Annotated in this window: 12 protein-coding genes; 5 read left to right on the forward strand and 7 right to left on the reverse strand. The window is 53.9% G+C overall.

The window, feature by feature from the left end; genetic code table 11:
* Positions 1–17: 17 nt before the first annotated feature.
* Positions 18–353 carry a hypothetical protein gene (locus tag ACNKH6_RS11450; protein WP_417915690.1) on the reverse strand — a complete coding sequence of 112 codons (336 nt, stop codon included), beginning with the start codon at positions 351–353 and terminating at the stop codon, positions 18–20.
* Between the two features lie 46 nt (positions 354–399).
* Complete coding sequence (locus ACNKH6_RS11455) at positions 400–870, reverse strand: hypothetical protein (RefSeq protein ID WP_417915691.1); 471 nt, start codon at positions 868–870, stop codon at positions 400–402.
* A gap of 343 nt (positions 871–1,213) precedes the next feature.
* On the opposite strand from ACNKH6_RS11455, the gene ACNKH6_RS11460 reads away from it, so the two are divergent.
* Positions 1,214–2,818, forward strand: a complete 1,605-nt coding sequence (locus ACNKH6_RS11460) for an SUMF1/EgtB/PvdO family nonheme iron enzyme (RefSeq protein ID WP_417915692.1) — start codon at positions 1,214–1,216, stop codon at positions 2,816–2,818.
* A 68-nt stretch (positions 2,819–2,886) separates the two neighbouring features.
* Here the strand turns inward: ACNKH6_RS11460 and ACNKH6_RS11465 are convergent, their stop codons facing one another.
* The 3 genes from ACNKH6_RS11465 to ACNKH6_RS11475 form a co-directional block, all read right to left on the reverse strand.
* Positions 2,887–3,387 carry a hypothetical protein gene (locus tag ACNKH6_RS11465; protein ID WP_417915693.1) on the reverse strand — a complete coding sequence of 167 codons (501 nt, stop codon included), beginning with the start codon at positions 3,385–3,387 and terminating at the stop codon, positions 2,887–2,889.
* A 183-nt stretch (positions 3,388–3,570) separates the two neighbouring features.
* The gene (locus ACNKH6_RS11470) at positions 3,571–4,020 is read right to left on the reverse strand and encodes a hypothetical protein (protein ID WP_417915694.1); all 450 of its coding nucleotides are present in this window, start codon (positions 4,018–4,020) and stop codon (positions 3,571–3,573) included.
* A gap of 769 nt (positions 4,021–4,789) precedes the next feature.
* The gene (locus ACNKH6_RS11475) at positions 4,790–5,023 is read right to left on the reverse strand and encodes a hypothetical protein (protein ID WP_417915695.1); all 234 of its coding nucleotides are present in this window, start codon (positions 5,021–5,023) and stop codon (positions 4,790–4,792) included.
* A gap of 39 nt (positions 5,024–5,062) precedes the next feature.
* On the opposite strand from ACNKH6_RS11475, the gene rfbA reads away from it, so the two are divergent.
* Together rfbA and rfbD are read left to right on the forward strand one after the other, a co-directional pair.
* Complete coding sequence (rfbA, locus tag ACNKH6_RS11480; protein WP_417915696.1) at positions 5,063–5,947, forward strand: glucose-1-phosphate thymidylyltransferase RfbA; 885 nt, start codon at positions 5,063–5,065, stop codon at positions 5,945–5,947.
* Complete coding sequence (rfbD, locus tag ACNKH6_RS11485; RefSeq protein ID WP_417915697.1) at positions 5,944–6,810, forward strand: dTDP-4-dehydrorhamnose reductase; 867 nt, start codon at positions 5,944–5,946, stop codon at positions 6,808–6,810. The genes rfbA and rfbD overlap by 4 nt, the downstream gene beginning before the upstream one ends.
* A gap of 2 nt (positions 6,811–6,812) precedes the next feature.
* Here the strand turns inward: rfbD and ACNKH6_RS11490 are convergent, their stop codons facing one another.
* The gene (locus ACNKH6_RS11490; RefSeq protein WP_417915698.1) at positions 6,813–7,568 is read right to left on the reverse strand and encodes a UPF0280 family protein; all 756 of its coding nucleotides are present in this window, start codon (positions 7,566–7,568) and stop codon (positions 6,813–6,815) included.
* A gap of 17 nt (positions 7,569–7,585) precedes the next feature.
* Between ACNKH6_RS11490 and ACNKH6_RS11495 the strand changes: the two genes are divergently transcribed.
* The gene (locus tag ACNKH6_RS11495; protein WP_417915699.1) at positions 7,586–8,551 is read left to right on the forward strand and encodes a sugar phosphate nucleotidyltransferase; all 966 of its coding nucleotides are present in this window, start codon (positions 7,586–7,588) and stop codon (positions 8,549–8,551) included.
* A gap of 132 nt (positions 8,552–8,683) precedes the next feature.
* Here ACNKH6_RS11495 and ACNKH6_RS11500 read toward each other — a convergent pair whose 3' ends face one another.
* Positions 8,684–9,946, reverse strand: coding sequence for a (Fe-S)-binding protein (locus tag ACNKH6_RS11500; RefSeq protein ID WP_417915700.1), 1,263 nt, complete (start codon positions 9,944–9,946; stop codon positions 8,684–8,686).
* Between the two features lie 199 nt (positions 9,947–10,145).
* Between ACNKH6_RS11500 and ACNKH6_RS11505 the strand changes: the two genes are divergently transcribed.
* The coding region (locus ACNKH6_RS11505) for a beta strand repeat-containing protein (RefSeq protein ID WP_417915701.1) at positions 10,146–14,358 on the forward strand (4,213 nt) is incomplete at its 3' end.

The raw sequence follows: 14,358 nt of genomic DNA on the forward strand, positions 1-14,358 counted from the left end.
CGGATCAAGTGCTTTTATTACAGCAAAGTGAAACCAAGAGCTGTGTTAACGGCATCCTTAACCACATTCAAAGCTGCATTGATTGCGGCTTCAACAGCAAGGATTCCGAGACCTTCAATAGTCAGCAAAACAGCACGTGTCGCATTTTTCTGCATCTCAAGATGCAGACGGAGCTGCTCTGGAGTAACTTTGCCTTCTATCTCAAGTCGTTTGATCAGGATTAAAGTTTCTGCCAATTTTTTGGTCTCCGATTCGGCATACTCCTTGACTTCAGGCCATTTATTTTTGAGTGTAACTTGCATGGATGCAAGCATGTTCTTTGCCAGCGTTGCTATATCCAGATTCAGATTCATAGTATCCTCCGTTTCGTGATAGATTCACGAAAGAATTATTCTGTTTTTACCCGCGTTTTTTCGCAAGCTCAAGTTTCAAAACAGCCTTAAAACTGCTTTCAAGGTTGCTGCGGGCAATTTTAATCTGCTCTGGCGACAAGCAGGAAAGCTTGTGAAGTTTTTCAAGATCCCCTAAGCTGTTGCGTAACAGATCAATCTGCTTTTTTGTTCGCGTATTATCATTAGGGATGGCATCGGCACGAAGAGAAATAGAACTGACATCTATTTTCATCTCTTCGTAGAACTTTTTATAGTTCTCGTTTTCATATTTGCATTTTTGTGCATCCCCTGAAACTGTATCAAGACTTAAAAGATGCGCTTCAGTTATCTTTTGTAGAGATGTTACGCTGATATCAGTCTCTTGATCGTAATTGCTTATTGTTTGCGGCTCTACGCATCCAGACAGAAAAACAATAGAAAACAAAGAAGCCGCGACAAAGCCAAAACGTTTTCCAGACAAAAAGGCAAGATTATTCATGGTCATTCCTCCTGTTAAGTAATCATTCCTGTATAATGTTATTGAATCACCACAGCGTGTCACCTGTCAAGGTGTTTTTGTTAAACATGTTGATTTTGCTGTAAAAAATTTATATCGTTTTCAACGATACCCAACCGTATCGTTAGCATTTTTTTACGTGGCTTCGCTATTCGATTTTGCCGTAGCCGGTTGATCGCTGCCAACACCTTATACGGGTATCATCGCCTGCCGCGCTTTTCTGCTGTTGCGTCCCTCCTGCTGTTTTTGTACAATCTTTTTACTTTTTGCCGCTTCTGCGGACAGAGGCGGCTCCGCATCCCGGATATCACAGGAGAATTACATCATGGCTTGGCAGCAGAAGAGCAAGCGGCTGAGGATGATCGGCCTGCTGCTCCTTTTTTTGGGACCGGCATGGAGCGCGGTCGCGGCAGGGCAGCCTGTTCTGCCGGATTTCGGCAGACAGTACGCCTTGGTGATTGGCAATCAGAGCTACAAAAATCTTGACGAGCTGCCGACCGTGCGGACGGACGCGCAGGATGTAGGACGGCTGCTGGAGGAGCTGTATGGTTTCAAAGTCGAGCTGCTGCTGGATGCCGACCGGGATCGGATGCTGTGGACGCTTTCTCAGCTGCCGAAGCGGCTGGCTGATCGCGGGCGGGACAGTCTGCTGATTTATTACGCCGGGCACAGCCAGCTCGGCAGAGGCGGCGCAGGCTACTGGCAGCCCGTTGACGCAGTGCAAAACAATGAGGGAAGCTGGATTTCGACCGACCTGATCAGCAATATTCTCAAGACGGTGCGGGTGCGGCACATTCTGGTGGCAACAGATGCGGCCTATGCTGTCAGCCTGCGCCTGCCCAGCGAGACTCGGTTCCAGAAGCTGCTGGAAACACCTTCCATCACGGTGCTTGCTTCTGGCGGCGACAAACCGGCGCAAGAGCCGGAGGCGCGGAATTCCTCCTTTGCCCGCAGCCTGCTGCTGGCCTTGCGCGACAACCATGAATTGCTCGCTGGCAGCAAACTCTTTGAGCTGATGCGGCGGCAACGCCCGCAGTCCATGCCCCGCTACGGCTACATCACGCAGGCAGAGCAGGCGCAGGGCGATTTCTTTTTTGTGCCCAGACAGCTTCAATATCGGGAGGCAGCTCCGGCTGCATCCAAAGAGCGGCCTGCTCCTGCGCCGCCGCCTCAGCAGAAAAAAATGCCAGCGGCTCCTCCCGCTCCCGCAGCAGTCCGGCAGCCGCAGCAAGGGGATATTTTAGTCAATGCGGCATCAGGCATGGAGTTCGTCTATGTGCCGGGCGGCTGTTTCAAAATGGGATCGTCCCTCGGCGAAAAAGGCCGCTTTCTTTGGGAAGGGCCAGTGCATGAGGTCTGCGTGAACGGCTTCTGGCTGGGCAAATATGAAGTCACCCAAGCGCAGTGGCAGAAAATCATGGGCGATAATCCGTCCGGCTTCGGAAAGGGCGGAGAATATCCGGTCGAGAATGTGTCGTGGGAGGATGCGAAGGAATTTCTCCGTCGTCTGACCCAGCGTTCTTCCGGCAGAATCTATCGGCTGCCTTCTGAAGCGGAATGGGAATACGCCTGCCGGGCAGGTGGCAGCGGCAAATACTGCGGCGGCGACAACCCAGACTTGCTTGCATGGCATGAGGAAAACAGCGGCAATCAAACGCATCCGGCAGGCCGCAGGCAGGCCAACGCCTTTGGTTTGCACGACATGAGCGGCAATGTCTGGGAATGGTGCGGCGACCGATTTGATCAAGCCTATTATTCTGTCGGCGGGGTGCGCAACAATCCGCACGGCCCGGCGGGCGGCGGAGAACGCGTGGTCAGAGGTGGTTCAGCGGGCAGCCGGGTCTATAACTGCCGGGCGGCCTTCCGCTATAAAAATCAGCCGGATTACCGGGAAAATATGATCGGCTTCCGGGTGGTGATGCAGGAATAAGAACAGCGGCATGAGCCTCCGCAAAGCTGCTGGAGGCTCATGCCGCTGTGTGGTGCGGAGACAGAATGTTACGGCTTTTTCTGCTCGGCAGGAGGTGCCTCTTGCTGCTGAACAGGCTGCTGCTGTTGCTCTTGAGCAGCGGGGGGAGCCGACGGCTCGCCAGCTTGCTCCTGATTCTGCTGCACTGTGCTTTCAGCCGGATTGTACACATGGGCTGAAGGTTCAGCCGCAGCCGCGCCGGTGCCGCCGGTCGGGCCAACGGCATCTGGTCCCGCTTCGTCTAAAGGCTCTTCTTCCAGCACCGCCTCATCCTCTGAGGGTTCTCCGGTCGGCATCTCAACCCCTTCCTGCTCAACTGGCAGCTGCGGCTCCTGCTGCACAACACTTGTCGCAGGCTCAACAGGCTTCTTGCCAGCATCGGCAGCAGGTTCAGCGGGAGGAGCAGGCTGCTGCGCCGGAGCTGACACCGCAGGCTCAGGTTTCTTTTCTTCTTTTGGTTTCTCACAGGCTGCCGCCAAAAACAGCAACAACAGGCTGCTGATCAGAGCGGCTGTTTTTTTCATAATCATTTGACTCATCCCCCTTCGGAGTAAGAAGTGAACAGACGGTGCCATTATACTCCAAGAACATCTTGCTCTGTCAATTATTTTTCTTATCGTTGCATCCTTGATGCAGCAGTTGCAAAATAAAAAACGCGGAAGGAAAACCCTTCCGCGCAAGTGAGCCATAACAAGGCTCGGCAGGCACTGTTCTCAGTTGGCCGGGACAGGGGTGCCGTCAGCCGGAGCTGAACCATCTTCAATAACGGAGCTTTCTTCAACCACAACGCCCTCGTCGCCGGAAACTGCTCCGGTGGAACCTTCCTCAACTACAACACCCGCATCACCGGAGACCGCCTCGCTTGAGGATTCCTCAACTACAACCCCCTCATCACCACCGGAGACTGCCTCGCTTGAGGATTCCTCAACCACAACACCCTCGTCAGCGGAGACCGCCCCAGCGGAAGCACCCTCAACTACAGTTCCTTCGTCAACGAGCACGTCTTCGCCAGCCGGGGCCGAAGCTGCCGCCGGAGCTGGAGCTGCCTGCTCCTCTTTCTGGGAAACTTGGGCAGTGCCGGGACCATTGCAGACACAGGCTGCGGAGAAGAAGAGAAAATACAGGCCGCCGACGAGATAAAGAGCTGATTTTTTGATATTCATTTGGTGTTTTCTTGCCCCCTTTGAAGGATGAAAGTGAAAGTGCCTCTGTAAAGTTAGTATATGATATCTTCGAGCTATTCTCTCTGTCAAATATTTTTTACCGGAAAAACTGACTGAGTTGACAAAATTACCCTCTCAACAGCCGTAGAACTTACGCGGTTGCCAAAAATCTAGCCAGAGAGCGGCATGAATAAATCTGAAGCAACAGGATGTTATTAAATATTTTTTTGATAGAAACGCGAAAGGTCTGCAGCTATACGGAAGCCGAGCATTTTCAATTTGATGAACAAAATTGCGCGGCTCATGATTCTTTCACAAGACAGTTGAACAATTTTTCTCCAAGTGCTGACTGACGTTGGACGGAAATAAAGGCGCATTTTGATTTTTATATCAGATATTGTCGTTGCAAACGATCTAAAAAACTGAATCGCTTATATACGCAGGTTTTTTTCCTCCTGCTTCGCCAGATATTCTTGTAGATGCTTGTGCAGGAAACGATAACTGCCGCCAGACCTTTGCAAAACCTTGCGCTGCTGCATGGCATCCAGCCAAGGAACAAGGCGCAGGGGTAGTTGTCCTTCTCAGCGCAGACAAAGGCGCAGCAGAAAACTCCTCAGCATCTCATTGATGCTGAGGAATAAAAAGCTGCTTGCTGCTGTCCCAAACAAGACCAAACAAAAGACATTCACCTCGATAATATGGTCAAAAGAACCTATAGTTAGTTCTCCTAACTGTATGATTACAGCAAATATATTCATGCTTATGAATGTCAAAACTGGAAAAAGCAGGAGACCGCTGCGCAGGATATCACACAAAATCTCCTTGATATGAATGCTCTTGCTAAGTTGGTTTTTGCAGCATCGCGGAGAATGCCAGCAAGGCTTTCAGTAGCATTTTTTCCTCCTTCGCGGTAAGATGACGGAAAAAATACCCGGTTCCGCGCTTTTTTCCAAGCAGGAGAATTAAAAATTTTCAATGTCATCTTCCTGATCGGCGACGGCATGGGCTTTCTGCTGACAGGTAATTAAGGAATATCCAGCTCATGAAAGGCATCATCCTCGCGGGCGGCTCCGGCACCCGTTTGTATCCGCTGACCAAGGTGATCAGCAAGCAGCTCATCCCGGTCTATGACAAGCCGATGATTTATTATCCGCTTTCCGTGCTGATGCTGGCCGGAATCCGGGACATCCTGCTTATTTCCACGCCGGAGGATCTGCCCCGCTTTCAGCAGCTTTTTGGCGACGGCAGCCAGCTCGGCCTGAACATCTCCTACGCCGAACAGCCCAAGCCGGAGGGGCTGGCGCAGGCTTTTTTGATCGGCAAAAAGTTCATCGGCAGGTCATCGGTCGCGCTGGTGCTGGGCGACAACATCTTCTTCGGCCCCGGTTTTCAGGAAATCGTCAAGCGGTGCAGCCGCCTGAAGAACGGCGAGGGCGGCATCATCTTCGGCTATTTGGTCAAAGACCCGGAGCGCTACGGCGTGGTCGAGTTTGACGCGCAGCAGCGGGTGATCGGCATTGAGGAGAAGCCCGTCCAGCCGAAGTCGCGCTACGCCGTGCCTGGCCTCTATTTTTATGACAACAGCGTGGTTGAAATCGCCTCGGCGATCAAGCCCTCAGCGCGGGGCGAGCTGGAGATCACCGATGTCAACAGCGCGTATTTGCAGCAGGAACGGCTGAAGGTCGAGCTGTTGGGGCGCGGCTTCTGCTGGTTGGACACCGGCACGCACGAGTCCTTGCAGCAGGCGGCCAGCTACGTGCAGGCGGTGCAGGAGAGGCAGGGATTGAAAATTGCCTGCGTCGAAGAGATAGCTTGGCGGCTGGGCTGGATTGATGCTGGGCAGGTGGAGCGCATCGCCGCGCCGATGCTGAAAAATCAGTACGGCCAGTACCTGATGTCCATCCTCAAGGAGGGTGCGCTGCTATGAAACTGCTGATCACCGGCGCGGGCGGGCAGCTCGGCCAAGACTGCGTGCGGCGGCTGCTCGACCGGCACGAAATCTGCGCCCTGACCTCCAAGCAGCTCAACATCGCCGACGCAGAGGCGGTGCGGCAGGCGGTTGCCTGTGTCCGGCCTGATGTGCTAATCAATTGCGCGGCCTACACCGCCGTGGATGCCTGCGAGAGCGAAACTGCCTACTGCATGGCGGTCAACGCGCACGGGCCAGCCCATCTCGCTGCTGCCTGCGCTGAGTCCGGTTGCCGCCTGATTCACGTCTCCACCGACTACGTTTTTGATGGCGCAAAGCCTGCGCCGGAACCGTATCTGGAAAGCGATCCAGTCGGCCCAGTCTCCGCCTACGGCAGAAGCAAGCTGGTCGGTGAGCAGGCCATTGCCGAGCGGCTGGGAAATTATCTTATTCTGCGCACGGCCTGGCTGTACGGCATCGGCGGCAAAAATTTCCTCAAGACCATGCTCCGGCTGGCGCAGGCCAAACGCCCGCTCAAGGTGGTGAATGATCAGTATGGCTCGCTGACGTGGACGATGACGCTGGCGCAGCAAATCGAGCAGGTGCTGGACTGCGGCCTGACCAGCATCGCCCATGCCACAGCAGAAGGGCATTGCACCTGGTTTGAAGGGGCCAAATATTTCTTGGAGGCCATGCAGATTGACTGCGACATCACGCCCTGCACCACGGCGGATTATCCAACTCCGGCCCGGCGGCCCGCCAATTCCATTTTGGAAAACCGCCGTCTGAAGGAGCACGGCCTGAATGTCATGCGCGGCTGGCGGGAGGACGTGGATGAGTTTGTCCGCCTGCACCGCGAGGAGCTGCTGGCTGGAGCATGAGGCTACAGCCGGGCCAATTCAATGTCTCCCCAAGCACCGAGGTGCTCGCCAGCAATAACGATCACGCCGATAATGCCTGCAATGCTTCTGACCGCTTCAATCGCTTGGCTGACGCTTTTTTTGTCCCGGCTTTTGACCGCGTTGCCAAGGCAGGTGGCGGCGGCATCCGCTAAGGCGGCAGAAGGGGCGACCACAGCGGCGGCATCAGCAACCCCAAAGCTGAGGGAATGGCCGATGGTGCCGGAGGAGCAGCAGACTCCGCAGGGCATCTGCTCAGGCCGAAGCTGGATGCCGAATTTACCGCTCAGGCGTGATTCACCGGCATAAATCGCAGCAACGCTCGGCTGCCTGCGGGCGACGAAAATATCGCCGCCGTTCTCCACAATCACCTCTGTCAGCCCTTGCTTGAGCAGCGCCCGCCCTACCGCTTCCGCAATCACCCCGGCCACTGCCGCCATTGGTCCAACCCCGGCGGCCAGCCCGGCGGCCAGCATTTCGCGCACTGGCGGCGGGGCGGCGGTATCCAGCGGCAGCGGCACAAGGCTGCTGAGGAAGAGCGGATGCTGGCGGATATAACCTTCAATCTCGGCCCGCACCTTGGCCACGGCCAGCAAGGCCTGCTCCGTGACCGGCCCGTCCGCCAGAATATGCAAATCCGTTTCCGCCATTTTCACTTCTGAGGCAATCAAGCCAGAGTCCTGAATGCTGCGGTACGCCCGCTCTTGGTAGGAAAGCGGTGTTTTTTTTGCTCCTGCCATGATCACTTGCAGAAAAAATGAAATTCCGGCACAATCTGCCGCTGTCCGTTTTTTATCCGATCTCCGCAGCCAAGGAAAGCAGAAAGCGGCTGATTTTTTCTTTCAGGTGCAACATCATGCAGGCGATGATCCTTGCAGCCGGGTTCGGCACCCGGCTGCGCCCCTACACATTGATTCGGCCCAAGCCGCTTTTTCCTGTCTGCAACGTGCCGCTGCTGCACATTTTGTTAGACAAATTGACCGCGCTGGGCTGCCGGAACACTGTGGTCAACAGCCATCATTTAGCCGAACAGATTGCCGCTGCTGTCGCGGACCGGCCAGAAGTCATTCTGCAACATGAGGCGGAGGTGCTCGGCACGGGCGGCGGCCTGCGCAAGGCTCTGCCGCATTTTCGCAGCGGGCCGGTGTTAGTGATGAACGGCGATATTTATCATGATCTTGATTTAATCGGCCTGCTGGAGGCCCATAAAGCAGGCGGCTGCGCGGTGACGCTGGCATTGCACGATCTGCTGCGCTTCAACACGGTGCGAGTGCGCGGCGGCAAAGTCTGTGGTTTCGGCACGGCGGAACCGGGCGAGCAGCTCCTCGCCTTCACTGGCATCCATGTGGTCGAGCGGGACGTGCTGGCCCAGATTCCGGCGCAGGGCTTTTTTCATATCATAGACCTGTACGAAAAGCTGGCGCAGGCCGGACAGATCGGCCTTGTCCGCGTGGACGGCTGTTTCTGGCAGGATATTGGCACCCCGGCGGATTACCTTGAGCTGCACCGCCGCCTGCTTGAGGGCAAGCATCCTGCTTGGGCAATAAGTAGCCAGGCACGGATCGGCGCAGGTGCGGTCTTCGCAGATTGGGGAGCTGTCGGCCCTCATGCTGAAATCGGTGCTGGAGCGCAGCTATCGCGTTGTGTTGTATGGGAAAATGCGGCAATTCCTGCTGGGCTGCACGTGAAGGAGCAGATCATCTGCCCGGCAAAGCCTGATTAATTTTTACTCGCTATCGTTTGCAAACGGATAAAAAATATCCAACAACATCGTAACAACAATCATTATCATTTTCACCAAAATTGCATCCTCACCATATTGACATAAAAGAGAAATACGTTGATTTTCTGCAAATCAGAAAAATGTGGCACAAACTTTGCTATATTTTTTGTGGGTTGCGGATTGCTCCATCGGCGGTTCACAAGCAGCACCCCCTCCGATAGCCTCCTCCAGCAAAACCGCCAGATGCGCAACCCTGATTTTCATGTTCTGCTGCGCCAGGCCGAGCTGATACTGCATCAGACAGCCGGAGCAGGTTGACGTGATGCAGGCAGGTTGTCCGGCAAGTGCCTGACGACTACACCGAGAAAAAATTTTCGCCGAGGTCTCCGGGCAGGCTATATGAAACAGCCCGCCCTGGCCGCAGCACGCTGGGCCATTCTCCGGCTGAATGATGTTGAAGCCACATTGCTTGAGCAGGATGCGCGGCGCAGTCAAGCCGTTCGGCTCAAAGCGGAGATGGCACGGATCATGATAAAAAAGCCGCAGGCCGTTGAAGTTTGACGCAGGCGGCAGCAGTTCCTTGAAAAAAGAACAAAATTCTTGGACGCGGGCCGCAAATGCCCGCGCCCGTTTGTGCCACGGGTCGTCTTCCGCAAATAAGCGCGGATAACTGCGCAGATGGCTGGAGCAGGACGCGCAGGAGGCGAGCACTGGCCCATCTCCAGTAAAAGCGGTGATGTTCCGTTGCGCCAGCTCACGGGCCAGTTCCAGCTTGCCGCTGCTCCAAGCAGCCAGCCCGCAGCAGCATTGCTCCGCAGGCAGCAGGGCCGTCAGTCCGCAGCGGCGCAGCAGCCGTTCTGTGGCCGCCGCAATGGACGGCTGCACATGCCGGGCGAAACAGCCGACAAAATACGCAAGCCTTCCGTCTGCTTGCGGCAGGTTTTCCGGCAGCGGCAGAACTGGTGGTCGCTCCTCCGCCAAAGCCAGCTTCAGCCGCAGGCCGGAATTTTTGGGCAACATCAGAAGATGTTTCAGCCTGAGTCCAGCCTTCACCAACATCTCCAGCAAGACAGGGCGGGCAAGTGCCGCGCAGGCCGCCGTCTTTTGCAAGCAGGCCGGGCCGAGCAGCAGAGGAAAATGACTGCGGGCCTCAGCAACGAGCTGGGTTATCGGCAGACGACGCGGACAGACCTGTTCACAGGCTCCGCAGAGCAGGCAGCAGGCGAACAGCTCCGCCAGCCTATCTGAAGGGTGACTGACGCAGCCTGCGGCAAGCAGGTGAAGTCGGCCTCTGGCAGCAAGCGATTCTTTTCCTTCCGCAGCAAAAACCGGGCAGACCGGCACGCAGGCCCCGCATTTGGCGCAGCCTGTCTCCTTGCTGTTTCCTGTTTCCATGCCATTTGAATAACCAAAAGCCCCATCACTGTCGAGAACTATTCTTAATCTTCTGTCGACGCTCTTGTTCGCTTGCAGCCGATTATCTGTGAAAGGTATTGTTTTCACTATAATAAAATGTACGGGGGGGGGTGACAAAAGGTGTCACGTTTCCCTTGAGATTTCTTTGTGCTGAATATATAATCTTATATGAGAATCGTTGTTATCTATTAAGTATAAAAAATTGAATTCGTTTAGCAATCATAACAAAAATGTCGAAAAAGAACAATGTGGGACATGCCCGGCGCGTTTCTCAAAGAAATTCCGCCGAAAATATAAGGAGAGCGTCATGAAGACCTTGCTGAAAAACACATTCAGCCGCAGTGCCAGTGCTGCGGCAGTGCTCTTAGCTGCGCTGCTTGCGCCGCTGTATTCGTCCGCGCTGGCTGCAGCAAATTTGACTGTCACGCCGATCACATGGGGTGTAATTGGCTTGGACAGCAACAATGTCACTGTCGGGCCGAACGATTTTCCAGTTGGCGTAAGAGTCTGCAACACCTCAACAACCGAAACAGCAAATAATGTAAAATCTGGGTTTGTTTTTGATAATGGTTCTGTCAGTACAGATCCATATGCAGGGGATGTTTATATCAACTTGCGTCCCGGCACTTTTTCCTCATATACAAGCAATGGCATCAATCTTGCGCCAGCACCACCAGCACCGTTGCCGCCATATTGCTATGATTTTTATTATGAAGCAGAAGTCAAACGCGATCCCGCTGCTTATGACAAAACCAGAAATTATCATATCACTGCATCGGCTGACAATGCAGCTACAATCAGCACTCCTACTCCTCGCACTATTTATGTAGAACATCTTGTCTCGCAGTTCCGCAATTACATTCCAGATGTGAAGGTTGCCACGACCGAGGCCGGGCTGGCCTCAGTCGCCCCCGGTGGAACCATGACCTTGATGGTTGGCAACACTTATTACATTCAATTGGTGGGAAAAACTGCCACGCAGGGATATGAGCAAATTGAGAGCTTTCTGAACATCCCGAATACGGTCTTTCAGGTGTTGTCGGCGAAGACAACGTACAGCGCAGCTACCGGCGGCGTAACCTCGCCATCCGATAAACTGTACGGCAATGCCTGCACTTGGGAAGCTGATCCAAACAGCCCTAATTACCGTTCCTGTTTAAGCACGGGCAAAGCAGGCGGAGATGTTACAGTCACGTATCAGGTCAAAATTCTTGGAATGCCGAGTGGCGGAATTGCTAATCCTGTGCCGCTGCATTCGCTGATTTATGACTTTTCCGGCAGCAGCTATCATTACAACGGAGATTTCAGCGCGGCGGTGCGGTATGCGAATATTGTTGATTCGTCAAAGGTTGGCATTGCAAAAAGTTTCAGCCCCAACCCGACCAATGTCAACGGTATTTCCGCGTTGACAATCACGCTGACCAATTCTAATTCAGGCGCAATCAGCGGCTTCAACTTTACTGATCCGCTGCCTTCAGGAATGAAAGTGGCGAATCCGCCAAACGCATCAACAACAAGCTGCGGCACGCCGACGTTTGCGCCAATTGCTGACGCAACTTCCATTTCGTTCGCAAATGGAACGGTTGCCGCCAACGGCAGCTGCACCATAAAAGTGAATGTGACACCCGACTCTACAGGGACATTCAACAATACGACCGCTCCGCTGTATATTGATTCCGTCAATACGACAAAGACAGCATCGGCAACGTTGGATGTGAATACAAGTCCAACACCAGCTTCGCCCATTTGTGGTGTGACTATGGCGTATTGGGATATGGGAACGACAGCAGCTACAGTTCCGCCCAATCCAACGGCTGTACTGGGAGGAAATGTCACTTCTGCCGCTGCCCAATTTATTGGTGCCACCGGAGCAATAAGTTCAAGGGTTGTTACAAATCCAAGTAATCTTGCCGGGCCTCCTGTAAGCAGTGGTACTGGCTCATGGGAAACTGAGGGTTATCCCAAAAATACCCCCCCTGTTCTGAACACAGATTCATCACTTCAGTTTAATGTTACTTCAAATAGTTACAGCAATGTAACTATTCAGGTCGATAGTTACGCGTCGAACAATTGGGTCACTAACAATTATTTGTATATTTGGTCCAGCACAGACGGAACAACGTGGACACCTATATCAGCTGGAACAGAGCCAGTAATTAAATCAACATGGGCAAGGTCTAGTCCTCATACTGCCGCTGTTACAGGAGAGACTACTTACTTTAGAATTAGCGCGATGGGAGCCAATTCTATTGGTGCAAAATTAAATTTTGATGATATTAGAATCACCGGTTGCATTATTCCAACTCCTCCTGCCATCGAGAAGAATTTTTTATCGAATCCCATTCCAGTCAACGGTGTTTCGACCCTGACGTTCACGCTGTCGAACTCAAATCCAGTTGCATTGAATGGGGTTAATTTTACTGATGCTTTGCCAAATGGCCTGAAGGTTGCGGCGACACCCACTGCAACAACGACCTGCGGTGGCACTCCTACTTGGACACCTGCGGCAGATGATACATCCTTGACATTCGGCTCTCCGACCGGGGCAACTATTCCTGCCAACGGTTCATGCACTGTGAGCGTCAATGTCACCGGCACTGCCGCCAGAGCATATCAGAACGTCAGCGGCTTCATCTCGTCAATCAATGGCGGCACCAACATCGGCGCAACCGGAACTGCATCGGCTTCGCTGACCATCATTGCGCCGCCAAGCATTGACAAGCTGTTTTCACCGGATTCGATAGTCCCCGGCGGCACGTCCAACCTGCTGCTCACAATCAGCAACCCCAATCAAAATGACCCGCTGACGGGTGTAACTTTTATAGATGCCTTCCCGTTAGGAATGACTGTCGCCTCCCCGTTGGCAACATCGTTGTCCGGCTGCGGCAGCGGCTCATTGCAAGATAATGGCGGCGGTGTGCTCGCAGAGGGAGACGCTGGCATCAAGCTGACAGGCGCAACGATTGCTGGTGGCGGCACATGCACAGTCACAGTGAAGGTGACTGCGTCAGGTATTGGCAGTTATGTCAACAATGTCGGTTCTGCTTCGTCTGCAAACGGTGGAACGGGCAAAGCAGCAGACCCAGCCACATTGACGGTGAAGGCACCAAGCCCAAGTATCGCACTGCTGAAACAGGTTGCGTCATCGCCCGCCGGGCCGTGGTCTTCCAACCTTTCCACGCCGATTAGTGGCCCAGTTTACTACCGGTTCTACATCGAAAACACCGGCGATGTGCCGCTCAATCCGGCAACGGTTGCTGATCCCAGCACAGTCGTCGGACCGCTGCTGGCAGGCTGCACTTGGAAGCATGACACATATGGTTCCGCACCCGATTATCTTTATACTGGCACAGCATCACTTGCCGCACCGATCCAGCTACCAGTTGCCGCGCCAGGTTTGGATCCTTCCGCGTACTGCATTGTCGGCCCGGTTGGGGCAACAGGAGGAACCAATAACAATACGGCAACCGTCAGTGGTGTCTATGGAGGTACAGGTTATACAGATAGCTCCACAGCAACCTATGCCACCACCGCCTTGTCGCTTGTCAAAAGCGTGACACAGACTTCATTCTCCGCAGCAGGAGACACACTTTCTTATAATTACCTTGTCAAAAATACAGGATATGCTTCTCTGCGCGGCCCTGTGACTGTTGCCGATGATAAAACAACCGTCACTTGTCCGGCTGTAAGTACGGTCGGCGATGGCGATGACTGGCTTGATCCTAACGAACAACTGACCTGCACCGCAACATATATAGTCACGCCTGCCGATGTGACCGCTGGTGCTGTAACCAACACCGCGACTGCTTCTGCAAGCGGTGTCAGCTCCAACACGGACAGCGTGACTGTGCCTCGGCTCCCGGATTTCACCGTAGCAAAGACCGATGATGTGAGCGGAACTGTCCCCGTAAACGGAACGTTCAACTGGACAATCACTGTCAGCAATATTTCAACGGGTTCAGGAACATTTGCTGATGGACAAGCCATTCTGAGCGATGCTTTGCCCGGTGTAGCAGGCTATTATCCGCAAGGCGCACTGACCGTGACGAATGGCGCAACTGCGCCCACAGGCACGATCAACTGCTCAATCGCAGGAACAACGCTGCAATGCCTCGCCAGCGGAGCAGTCACATTTCCGAAGGATGCGTCGTTCAGCGTGACATTTGTGGTGACACCAACCGCTGCAGGTACTCTGCCCAATACCGCCGTTGTAGATCCAAATAACAATGTTGCTGAAATAGTCGAAAGCAACAACAGCGGATCAGACACCCTGACTGTTCCGCCGACAATCACAGCGGTGGATGACACGGCGGCGACCCCGCCGAACACCCCGGTGACCACGGCCGTGACCACGAACGACACGAACGTGGGCGGCAGCATTGACCCCGCGA

Origin of the sequence: Candidatus Electronema sp. JM (genome assembly GCF_048287415.1) — a bacterium.
GTDB lineage: Bacteria > Desulfobacterota > Desulfobulbia > Desulfobulbales > Desulfobulbaceae > Electronema.